9 protein-coding genes are annotated in these 10908 nt (G+C 73.6%); 5 read left to right on the top strand and 4 right to left on the bottom strand.

Going from position 1 to position 10908, the window contains the following annotated elements:
• The coding region (locus OC439_RS13315; RefSeq protein ID WP_262013651.1) for an ATP-binding cassette domain-containing protein at positions 1-1730 on the top strand (1730 nt) is incomplete at its 5' end.
• A gap of 100 nt (positions 1731-1830) precedes the next feature.
• Here OC439_RS13315 and OC439_RS13310 read toward each other — a convergent pair.
• The 4 genes from OC439_RS13310 to OC439_RS13295 all read right to left on the bottom strand — a co-directional run bounded on the left by OC439_RS13310 (position 1831) and on the right by OC439_RS13295 (position 6013).
• Positions 1831-2898, bottom strand: a complete 1068-nt coding sequence (locus OC439_RS13310; protein WP_262013650.1) for an NADH:flavin oxidoreductase/NADH oxidase — start codon at positions 2896-2898, stop codon at positions 1831-1833.
• A gap of 70 nt (positions 2899-2968) precedes the next feature.
• Positions 2969-4249: a dicarboxylate/amino acid:cation symporter gene (locus OC439_RS13305; protein ID WP_262013663.1), complete on the bottom strand. Its 1281-nt coding sequence runs from the start codon at positions 4247-4249 to the stop codon at positions 2969-2971.
• Positions 4250-4386: 137 nt separating this feature from the next.
• Positions 4387-5055 carry a DUF998 domain-containing protein gene (locus OC439_RS13300; protein WP_262013649.1) on the bottom strand — a complete coding sequence of 223 codons (669 nt, stop codon included), beginning with the start codon at positions 5053-5055 and terminating at the stop codon, positions 4387-4389.
• A complete protein-coding gene (locus tag OC439_RS13295) occupies positions 5048-6013 on the bottom strand; it encodes a glutathione S-transferase family protein (RefSeq protein WP_262013648.1) in 966 nt (321 codons plus the stop codon). Before OC439_RS13295 ends, OC439_RS13300 begins: the two co-directional genes overlap by 8 nt.
• A gap of 88 nt (positions 6014-6101) precedes the next feature.
• Here OC439_RS13295 and pcaF point away from each other — a divergent pair, with 88 nt between their 5' ends.
• From pcaF to OC439_RS13275, 4 genes are all read left to right on the top strand, one after another.
• Positions 6102-7307, top strand: a complete 1206-nt coding sequence (pcaF, locus tag OC439_RS13290) for a 3-oxoadipyl-CoA thiolase (RefSeq protein WP_262013647.1) — start codon at positions 6102-6104, stop codon at positions 7305-7307.
• Between the two features lie 116 nt (positions 7308-7423).
• On the top strand, positions 7424-8242 hold the full coding sequence (locus OC439_RS13285) for an SAM-dependent methyltransferase (RefSeq protein ID WP_116504735.1): 819 nt from the start codon (positions 7424-7426) through the stop codon (positions 8240-8242).
• 4 nt (positions 8243-8246) lie between these two features.
• Complete coding sequence (locus tag OC439_RS13280; RefSeq protein WP_262013646.1) at positions 8247-10397, top strand: putative bifunctional diguanylate cyclase/phosphodiesterase; 2151 nt, start codon at positions 8247-8249, stop codon at positions 10395-10397.
• Positions 10398-10406: 9 nt separating this feature from the next.
• Positions 10407-10907 (top strand): DUF456 domain-containing protein, encoded by a 501-nt coding sequence (locus OC439_RS13275; RefSeq protein ID WP_262013645.1) that lies wholly within the window; start codon positions 10407-10409, stop codon positions 10905-10907.
• The last annotated feature ends 1 nt before the right edge of the window (position 10908 follow it).

The following is a 10908-nucleotide window of genomic DNA, read 5'->3' as shown; positions in this document are numbered from 1 at the left end:
CCGCGACGCGGCCGGCGGCCGTGCCGCGCGCCGACCCGCCACCGGCGCCGCCCGCGCCGCCCGCGCGGACCATGCGGGAGATCTTCCGGCTGGCCGTCAACGATCCTCGATACGGCCTGCTCTCGGTCGGCCTGTTCGTCGTGATGACGGTGCTCGGCCTGGACGGCGCGGTCCTGCCCTGGCTCTGGGCCGACCTGGTCGGCGGCGGCGACCCGTGGCTGCCGGCGCTGGGCATCGTGGCCGCGCTGCTGGTGGTGCTGCCGCTGCCGTACCTGACGAACCTGTGGTTCCCGCAGTGGTGGATCCGGCAGATGCTGCGGATCAGCGCCCGGCTGGTGCACGGGCAGACCGGCGCGCGCCGGGTCAGCGGGCACACCCCGGCCGAGGTGGTGGCCCAGGGCGGCGACACCGACCGGGTGGTGCACCTGGCCGACAACCTGATGGACCAGTTCATCTCGCTGGTCATCGTGGTCGCCATGACGCTGGTGACCGGCAGTCTCGTACCGGCGATGTTCTTCGTCGGCACGATGGTTGTCTCCGGGCTGGCGGCGACGCTGTTCGGGCCCCGGCTGGAACGCACCGCGGCCGGCACGGTGAAGGCGCGCGCCGCGTTCGCCACCGCGCTGGTCTCCGCGCTGTCCGCCGCCCGTACGGTGAAGCTGGCCGGCGCGACCCGCCCGGTGCTGCGCCACCTCGCCCGGCTGGACGAGGTACGCAGCGAGCGGCAGCGGCGCGAGATCGCCATGCAGGTGTGGGCCCGGTCCACCCCGTCGGTCGCCAGCGGCCTGCTGCCGATCGGCGCGTGGGCGCTCTACCTGGCCGGTGAGCTGTCCGCGGGTGCCACGCTGGTGGCCGTGTCCACGCTGGGCGCGGCCCGCTGGTTCGCGTGGACCACCGCGTCGCTGGTGTCGCAGTACCCGTCGGCGCGGGTGTGGACCAAGCGGACGGTGGCGATGACCGGCGAGGCCGTGTACGCGGCGCCGGTGCCCGGCCTGGATCTGGTCGCCGGCACCGCGCCCGCGCCCGAGCCGCCGCCCCGGCACCCGCTGCGCCGCCTGGAGCTGGCCGGCTTCGGTGCGCTGCACTCCGACGGCACGCTCGCCGTCCGCGACGTGGACCTGGTGGTCGAGCGCGGGCAGCTGGTGCTGGTCGTCGGCCCGGTCGGGTCCGGCAAGTCGTCGCTGCTGCGCGCGCTGGCCGGGATCGTGCACCACGTCGGCGAACTGCGCTGGAACGGCGACTCGGTCACCGAGCCGGAGATGTTCCTGCGCCCCAACCAGGTCGGGTACGTGGGCCAGCTGCCCCGGGTGCTCTCCGGCACGGTGGCCGACAACATCGCGCTCGGCCACCAGGTGGACGCCGCCGGGGCGGTCACTACCGCCCAGCTCGAACACGACCTGGCCGCCGCCGGGGGCGGGCTCGGGCTGCTGATCGGGCACAAGGGCACCCGGTTGTCAGGCGGTCAGCTCCAGCGGCTGGCGCTGGCCCGGGCGCTCGCCCCGCGTACCGAACTGCTGGTGGCCGACGACGTGTCGTCGGCGCTGGACGTGAGCACGGAGCTGGCGCTGTGGGGGGCGTTGCGCGAGCACGGGGTGACTGTGGTCGGCTCGACCGCGAAGCGGGCCGCGCTGGTCCGGGCCGACCACGTGGTGGTGCTGATCGACGGCACCGTGGCCGACCAGGGCACCTGGACCGACCTGGAACCCCGCTGGAACCACCTGGCCGGCTGACCTCTCGGGGTCTTCCCCGTCGATCATGAAGTTGGCGGCGACGAATCGGACGCCGTCCGCCGCCAACTTCATGATCGACGCGCACGGGCGGGGCGGACGGTCAGAAGGCTCGGGTGTACTGGTCGGGCCAGGTGGGGGCGGCGCCGAGCTTGGCGGCGGCGCGGCGCGGCCAGTACGGGTCGCGCAGCAGTTCCCGGCCCAGCAGCACCAGGTCGGCCTCGCCGCCGGCCACGATCTGCTCGGCCTGCTCGGGCTCGACGATCAGGCCCACCGCGCCGGTCGGCACCCCGGCGTCGCGGCGGATCCGGGCGGCCAGCGGCACCTGGTAGCCGGGTCCGACCGGGATGGACGCCTTGACCGCCGCGCCGCCCGAGGACGTGTCGACCAGGTCGACTCCGGCGGCGGCCAGTTCCCCGGCGAGCACCACGCTGTCGTCGACGGTCCAGCCGTCGTCGGTCCAGTCGGTGGCGGAGATCCGGGTCAGCACCGGCACTGATTCGCCGACGGCGGCGCGTACCGCGCGGGCCACGTCGAGAGTGAGCCGCATCCGGGCGGCCCGGTCACCGCCGTAGCCGTCGGTGCGCCGGTTGGTCAGCGGGGACAGGAACTCGTGCAGCAGGTAGCCGTGCGCGGCGTGGATCTCCACGGCGGCGAACCCGGCGTCGAGCGCCCGCCCGGCGGCGGTGGCGAAGGCGTCCACCACCGCGGCGATGCCCGACTCGTCCAGCGCGGTCGGCGTGCGGTACTCCGGTACGAACGGCTGGTCGCCCGGGCCGACGGGGGTCCAGCCGCCCTCGGCGTCCGGCACGCCGCCGCGCGCCGGTGCCCACGGCCGGTACGTGGACGCCTTGAACCCGGCGTGCGCGAGCTGCACGGCCGGCACCGCACCCTGACCGGCGACGAACGCGGTGATCGGCCGCCACGCGTCGACGTGGGCGTCGGACCAGAGCCCGGTGTCCTGCGGGCTGATCCGGCCCTCGGGCACCACAGCCGTCGCCTCGGTGATGACGAGCCCGGCCCCGCCGACCGCGCGGGAGCCGAGGTGGACCCGGTGCCAGTCGGTGGGCAGGCCGTCGGGTCCGGCGCTGTACTGGCACATGGGCGCCAGCGCGATCCGGTTGGGCAGCGTGACGCCGCGCAGGGCGAGCGGGGTGAACAGGGCGCTCATTGGCGAGGATCCTCCGGTCATGACTTCGGGTGCGCCCCGGTTTCGCGGGACGCACCCGAAGAGGTGTGGATCAGGCGGGTACGGGGTCGAGCCGCTCGGTCTCGACCGGCTCGATCAGGTCGCGCTTGCCGGCCGAGTCGTACGCGGCCCGGTCGAGCGTGCCCTCCCGGGCAGCCACGATGGTCGGCACCACCGCTTGCCCGGCCACGTTCGTGGCGGTGCGGATCATGTCCAGGATCGGGTCGATGGCCAGCAGCAGGCCGGCCCCGGCCAGCGGCAGGCCGAGCGTGCTCAGGGTCAGCGTCAGCATGACGATCGCGCCGGTCAGGCCGGCGGTCGCGGCCGAGCCGACCACCGAGACGAACGCGATCAGCAGGTAGTCGGTGACGCCCAGGTTCACGCCGAACACCTGCGCCACGAAGATCGCGGCGAGCGCCGGGTAGATGGCGGCGCAGCCGTCCATCTTCGTGGTGGCGCCGAACGGCACCGCGAAGGAGGCGTACTCGCGGGGGACGCCGAGGCGCTCGATCGAGCGCTGGGTCACCGGCATGGTGCCCACCGAGGAGCGGGAGACGAACGCCAGCTCGATGGCGGGCCAGGCGCCGGCGAAGAAGCGCAGCGGGTTGAGCTTGCCGGCCACCGCGAGCAGCACCGGGTAGACCACGAACAGCACCAGGGCGCAGCCGACGTAGACGGCCGTGGTGAACTTCGCGAGCGGGGCGAGCAGGTCCCAGCCGTACGAGGCGACGGCGTTGCCGATCAGGCCGAGCGTGCCGATCGGGGCGAGCCGGATGACCCACCAGAGCGCCTTCTGCACGATCGACAGCAGCGAGCGGTTGAGCGCCACGAACGGCTCGGCGGCGTCGCCGACGAGCAGCGCGGCGGCGCCCACCACCAGGGCGAGGAAGACGATCTGCAGGACGTTGCCCTCGACGAACGCGCCGACCGGGTTGGTCGGGACGATGCCGGTGAGGAAGTCGATCCAGGAGCCGGTGGTCTTCGGCGCGGTGGCGCCGGCCGGGTCCAGGTCGACGCCCCGGCCCGGGTCGGTGAGCAGGCCGATGCCGATGCCGATGCTCACCGCGATCAGCGCGGTGACGGCGAACCAGAGCAGCGTCTTGACTGCGAGCCGGGCGGCGTTGGCGACGCCGCGCAGGCTCACCACGCTGACCACGATGGCGGTGAAGACAAGCGGCGGCACGGCGAGCTTGAGCAGCTGGACGAAGAGGCCGCCGACGGTGTCGAGCGTGCTGGTCAGCCAGGCGAGGTCGGCGGCGCGGGCGAGGAAACCGAGCGCCACGCCGAGCACGAGGCCGAGCAGGATCTGGACGGAGAAGGGGATTCTGCGCAGGGCGGAAGTCATGGGGACGGATCCAAGGTCTGGAGAGGGAAGGCGGGCGTCGGGGGCGTGGAGCTACGCCGGACAGACGCCGCTGGCCTGCCGTCGGAGATCGACGTACAGGCGCTCGGTGAGGCACCAGACATTGGTCATCGTCGCGACACGTTACTCCCCTCCGGCGCCGGAACGGAAGGACCGTCGCCGGTGAGGCTCCTTACAGCCAGGTAGCCGGCGGTGACCAGTCCCCAGGCCGCCACCACGACCAGCAGCACCCGTTCCGACACCCCGAGCAGCGTGCTGCGCCCGACCAGCAGCAACGCCAGCGCGACCACGGCGGCAACCGGCAGTGCCAGCCCCGCGCCGACCGCGGCGATCCGCCGCAGCCCTTGGTCCGCCACCCGGGAGAACAGCACCACGAGCATGGCGAACACCACGGCGGCGGTCGCCGCGATGCTGGCCCCGCCGTGGACCAGGTCGGCCACCGTGGGGGCCTCGAACGGCGGCAGCGGGCAGCCCTCGCTGCACGTGACAGCGCCGGAGAGCACAGTGGCGACCGCGCCGACGCCGAGCAGCCCGGCCGCCGCGCGCAACCCCGGTGGCAACGCCCCGGCGAGCAGCAGCAGCGACGCGGCCACCGAGAAGATTCCGATCCGGTACGCCCCGGCGTACCCGCTGTCCGTGATGCCCGCTTCGCTCACGTACCCGGCGGGGCCCGGACCGGGACCGGCGATCACCGCAACGGTCACCGCGCCGACGCCTGCGGCCAGGCAGACGGCGGCGAACGCGGCGGCGATCCGGCGGCCTGTGTCCTCAGCCACGTCCGTGCGGGGTGGTCCAGCCGGACAGGTCGGGGCCGAGCGGCACGATCCGGGTCGGGTTGATCATGTCGTGGGTGGCGTAGTAGTGCCGCTTGATGTGGTCGAAGTCCACCGTCTCGCCGAAACCCGGCGTCTGGAACAGGTCCCGCGCGTACGCCCACAGCACCGGCATCTCGGTGAGCTTGCGCTCGTTGCACTTGAAGTGCCCGTGGTACGCCACGTCGAAGCGCACCAGCGTGGTGAACAGCCGCACGTCCGCCTCGGTGATCGCGTCGCCCATCAGGTAGCGCCGACCGGCCAGCCGCTCACTCAGCGCGTCCAGGCGGGCGAACAGCGCGGTGAACGCCTCGTCGTACGCCTCCTGCGAGGTGGCGAAGCCGCACCGGTAGACGCCGTTGTTGACGTCCCGGTGGATCTCCGCCATCAGCGCGTCCATCTCCGGGCGCAGCTCGACCGGGTAGAGATCGGGGGCGTCCGGCGCGTGGAACCGTCGCCACTCGGTCGAGAAGTCCAGCGTGAGCTGCGGATAGTCGTTCGTCACCACCCGCCCGGTGAGCGTGTCCACGAGCGCGGGCACCGTCACCCGGCCGGTGTAGTCCCTGTCGGTGGACAGGTACGCCTCGGACAGGAAGGCGATGCCGAGCACCGGGTCGAAGCCGTCCGGGTCGAGCGCGAACCGCCAGCCCTGCTCGTCCCGGATCGGGTCGACGGTGCCCAGCGAGATCACCTCGTCCAGCCCGAGCAGGCCGCGCACGATCCGGGCCCGGTGCGCCCACGGGCAGGCCCGGCACCAGATCAGCCGGTAGCGGCCCGCCTCCAGCGGCCAGCGTCCCTGCTCGTCCGGCCCGCCGCCCTCGGGTGACGTGGAGTGCGGGGTGGCCCGGCCGGTGAACCGGTTGGGCTGGCGGACGAACGCGCCGCCGCCGCTTGTCTCTGCGCTGAACTGGGCCCCGGACATGCGGCAAACCTATCCGCTCCGGTCACGGATATCCTGGCGCCGGGTACCCCCACCGACCCCTTCCCACCCCCCGAAGGACGTACGCGCGATGACAGTGGCCTATCTCGTTGCCGGAGTCCGCACCCCGATCGGCCGGTACGCCGGCGCTCTGGCCGGGGTCCGCCCCGACGACCTGGCCGCGCACGTCGTCCGCGAGCTGGTGGCCCGCCACCCCTCGGTCGACTGGGCCCGCACCGACGACGTGATCCTGGGCTGCGCCAACCAGGCCGGCGAGGACAACCGCAACGTGGCCCGGATGGCCGCGCTGCTCGGCGGCCTGCCGGAGGAGGTGCCGGGCAGCACCGTCAACCGGCTCTGCGGCTCCGGCCTGGACGCGCTCGCCTCCGCCGCCCGCGCGATCGTCGCCGGTGAGGCCGACCTGGTGGTGGCCGGCGGCGTGGAGAGCATGAGCCGGGCGCCGTTCGTCATGCCGAAGGCGGCCACGCCGTTCGCCCGCACCGCCGAGGTGTACGACACCACGATCGGCTGGCGGCTGGTCAACCCGCTGATGCGTAAGGGGTGGGGCATCGACTCGATGCCGGAGACGGCGGAGAACGTCGCCGCCGAGTTCGGCGTGGACCGGGCCGCGCAGGACGCCTTCGCGTACCGGTCGCAGCAGCGGGCCGCCAAGGCGCAGGCCGACGGCCGGCTGGCCGAGGAGATCGTCCCGGTGACGGTGCCCGCCGGCAAGCGCGAGACGAAGCTGGTCGAGGCCGACGAGCACCCGCGCGAGACGACGCTGGAGAAGCTCGCCGCGCTGCCCACCCCGTTCCGCGAGGGCGGCACTGTCACCGCCGGCAACTCCTCCGGCGTCAACGACGGCGCCGTCGCGCTGCTCGTCGCCTCCGCGGCCGCCGTCGAACGCTACGGCCTCACCCCGCTGGCCCGGGTACGCGGCGCCGCGTCGGCAGGCGTACCGCCACGGATCATGGGGATCGGCCCGGTCCCGGCGACCCGCAAGCTGCTCGACCGGACGGGCCTGTCGCTCGCCGACGTGGACGTGATCGAGCTGAACGAGGCGTTCGCCGCGCAGTCCGTGGCGGTGCTGCGCGAGCTGGGCCTGCCGGAGGACGCCGAGCACGTCAACCCCGGCGGCGGGGCGATCGCGCTGGGGCACCCGCTCGGTGCCAGTGGCGCCCGGCTGGCGCTGACCGCCGCGCTGGAACTGCGCCGGCGGGGTGGCCGGCGGGCGCTCGCCACCATGTGCATCGGCGTCGGCCAGGGCATCTCGCTGCTGCTGGAATCGGCCGACTGAACCGGGCCGCCGGCATCGCCTCCAATGGATCTCCCGAACCCGGCCGTACCGGCCTAGAGTGGTCTGGACCACATGATCCGCCATCGACGGCGGACGACGACCTGGGGGACCGAGCGATGCAGACGCCGGAGAGCCTGCCCACCGAGATCGACCTGAGCCGGCCGAGCGCCGCCCGGGTCTACGACTACTTCCTCGGTGGGGCGCACAACTTCGAGATCGACCGGCAGCTCGCCGAACAGATCGCGGCCATGACGCCGAACCTGGCCGCCACCATGCGCTCCGGGCGGGAGTTCCTGCGCCGGGCCGTACGGGTGCTGCTCGACGCCGGCATCGACCAGTTCCTCGACATCGGCTCCGGTATCCCCACCGTCGGCAACGTCCACGAGGTCGCCCAGGCGGCCGACCCGGACGCCCGGATCGTGTACGTCGACATCGACCCGGTCGCGGTGGCGCACAGCCACGAACTGCTCGCCGGCAACGACCGGGCCACGGCGGTCCTGGCCGACCTGCGCGAGCCGAAGCTGATCCTGGACCACGCCGCCGCCAGCGGCCTGATCGACTTCGACCGGCCGCTGGGCATCCTGCTCGCCGGCGTGGTGCACTTCGTGCCCGACGCCGACCGCCCGGCCGACATCCTGGCCACCCTGCGCGCCGCCGCCGCGCCCGGCAGCTACCTGGTCATCTCCCACTCCACGTTCGAGGACCAGCCGCAGGAGATGCTGGACGCGCAGCGGCTGTCGGCGCGTACCGCCACGGAGATCACGCTGCGCTCGCGGGCCGAGATCACCGGCTTCTTCGGCGACTGGACGATCCTCGAACCGGGCGTGGTGCACATGCCGCTGTGGCGGCCCGACTCCCCGTCGGACGTGGACGAGCACCCGGAACGGTTCGGAGCCTTCGGCGGCGTCGCCCGGCACGACCGCACAGCCGGCTGAGCCCATGCGCGCCCCGGACAGCGACGGGGGAGACGTCAGCCGGCCCGGCGCCGCCGCGTACGCCGCCGAGTGGGCTCGCGCGGTGCGCCGCATCGGGTTCGTGCCGCTGAGCGCGGCCGAGACCGAGCGCCTGCTGGTGCCGCTCACCGAGCGGCTCGGTGAGGCCCTGCTCGCCCCCACCTTCTCCGCCCGTCCCGCGGAGGAGGTGGGGCGTGCCCTGGTCGAGGCGCACCTCACCGAGCCCGGCGTACTCGACTGGTCGGTGCAGGCGCTCGGTGACCGGTTCCTGCAGTGGGTGCTGCCGTCACGCACCGAGTCGCCGGAGCTGCGCGAGCGGGTGGCGCTGCTGCAGGGCGCGTTCGCCGCCGGCTTCGCCCGCGCGTTGCGCGACCGGGTCTTCAGCCAGCAGGAGCGGATCGCCCGGTCCGCGTGGCAGGCCCGGGACACCGTCGAGCAGGCGCTGCGGGACAGCGAGGCCCGCTTCCGGGCGGTCTTCACCGGCGCCGCCATCGGCATCGGCATCGCCGGGGTGGACGGGCAGATCATCGAGGTCAACCAGTCGTTCGCGGACATGCTCGGCTACGCCGTCGCGGAGATGCGGCGGATGAACGTGTCGGCGTTGTTCCACCCCGACGACGCGGCCGGGGTGTGGGAGCTGTACCAGGAGCTGATCGAGGGCAAGCGGGACAGCGCGCGGGTGGAGAAGCGCTACTACCGCAAGGACGGCAGCGTGGTCTGGACCGATCTCGCGGTCTCGCTGATCCGGCACGACGACGGCAAGCCCCGGTTCACCGTCGCGATGGTGGAGGACATCACCCAGCGGTACGAGCTGCAGCAGCGGCTGCGCTTCCAGGCGCTGCACGACCCGCTGACCGGCCTGCCCAACCGCACGCTGTTCTTCGAGCAGCTCGGCGCGGTCTTCGAGGGCGCCGGCCCGGACCAGCGCGTCGGGCTCTGCTTCATCGACCTGGACGGCTTCAAGGCGGTGAACGACAGCCTCGGCCACGACCTGGGCGACCGGCTGCTCAAGGTGATCGCCCGCCGGCTCAGCGACTGCGTGGCCGGGCGCGGTCACCTGGTGGCCCGGATGGGCGGCGACGAGTTCGTCATCCTGGTCGACTCCGACGGCGGCATCGACGACGCGGTGGAGGTCGCCGAGCTGGCCCTGGCCGCGGTGTCCGCGCCGGTGCACGTCGGCGACCAGCAGCTCGCCGTGTCGGCGAGCATCGGCATCGTGGAGTGCCCGGCGGCGGAGACGAGCGTCGGTGACCTGATGAAGGCCGCCGACACCACGCTCTACTGGGCCAAGGCGGAGGGCCGGGGCCGCTGGGCGGTGTACGACCCGGAGCGCAGCGCCGCCGACATCGCCCGCTCCGCGCTGGCCGCGAACCTCCCCGCCGCGCTGGACCGGGGCGAGTTCGTGCTGCACTACCAGCCGATCGTGTCGCTGCTGGACGGCACGATGGTGGCGGTCGAGGCGCTGGTCCGCTGGCAGCACCCGGAGCTGGGACTGATCGGGCCGGACCGGTTCATCGGGCTGGCCGAGGAGACCGGCCTGATCGTCCGCCTCGGCGCCTGGGTGCTGCGTCAGGCGTGCCGCGACGCCGAGTCGTGGCGGCGCGCGTACCCGGACACCACGCCTGTTGTCAGCGTCAACCTGGCCGCCCGGCAGGCCGACGACCCGGCCATCGTGGAGACGGTGGCGGAGGCGTTGCAGCACACCGGCCTGCCGGCCGAGCTGTTGCAGCTGGAGCTGACCGAGAGCGCCGTCATGGGCAGCGCCGGCGAGCCGCTGCGGACGCTGCACCAGCTCGCCGGACTCGGGCTGCGGCTGGCCATCGACGACTTCGGCACCGGCTACTCCAACCTCGCGTACCTGCGGCGGCTGCCGATCCACTGCGTGAAGCTGGCCGGTCCGTTCGTCGAGGGGATAAAGGGTGACGGCGGGGACGTGGTCGCCGACCACCGGGACGAGCGGATCGTGGACGCGCTGGTCCGGCTGGCGCACGCGCTGGAGCTGTCGGTGACGGCCGAGGCGGTGGAGACCGAGGTGCAGGCCGAGCGGCTGCGGGCGCTGCGCTGCGACACCGGGCAAGGCCGCCTGTTCGGCGCCCCGATGCCCGCCGACGGCATCCGCGCCCGCCTGGGCGGGTAGGAGAGAACGGTGAGCCTTACCGATTCGCAGGCAGTGGTGTCGGTGGTCGCCGCGCTGGCGATCGTCGCCGGCCTGGCCGGAGTGATCGTGCCGGGGCTGCCGGCACTGCCGCTGTGCTGGGGCGGCGTACTGGTGTGGACGCTGTTCGGCGACGCCGGGCCGGGCCGCTGGGCGGTGCTCGCCGCCGCCACGGCGATCGCCGCCGGCGGCACCGTGCTCAAGTACCTCTGGCCGGGGCGCAACCTGAAGCGGACCGGTGTGCCCACCACCTCGCTGCTGGCCGGCGGGCTGCTCGGCGTGGTCGGGTTCTTCGTGATCCCGGTGGTCGGGCTGCCGATCGGCTTCGTCGGCGGGATCTTCGGCGCCGAACGGCTGCGGCTCGGCGACACCCGCCTGGCCTGGCCGGCCACCGTGCAGGCACTCAAGGCGGCCGGGCTGTCCATGCTGCTGGAGTTCACCGCCGGCCTGATGATCGCCGCGCTGTGGGTCGCGGGGTTGCTGTTCGTCTGAC

It is taken from the genome of Micromonospora sp. Mcm103 (genome assembly GCF_024519755.1).
GTDB classification, from domain to species: domain Bacteria; phylum Actinomycetota; class Actinomycetes; order Mycobacteriales; family Micromonosporaceae; genus Micromonospora; species Micromonospora aurantiaca.
The sequence above is the reverse complement of the archived record's forward strand: the minus strand, read 5'-3'. Positions and strand labels throughout refer to the sequence as shown.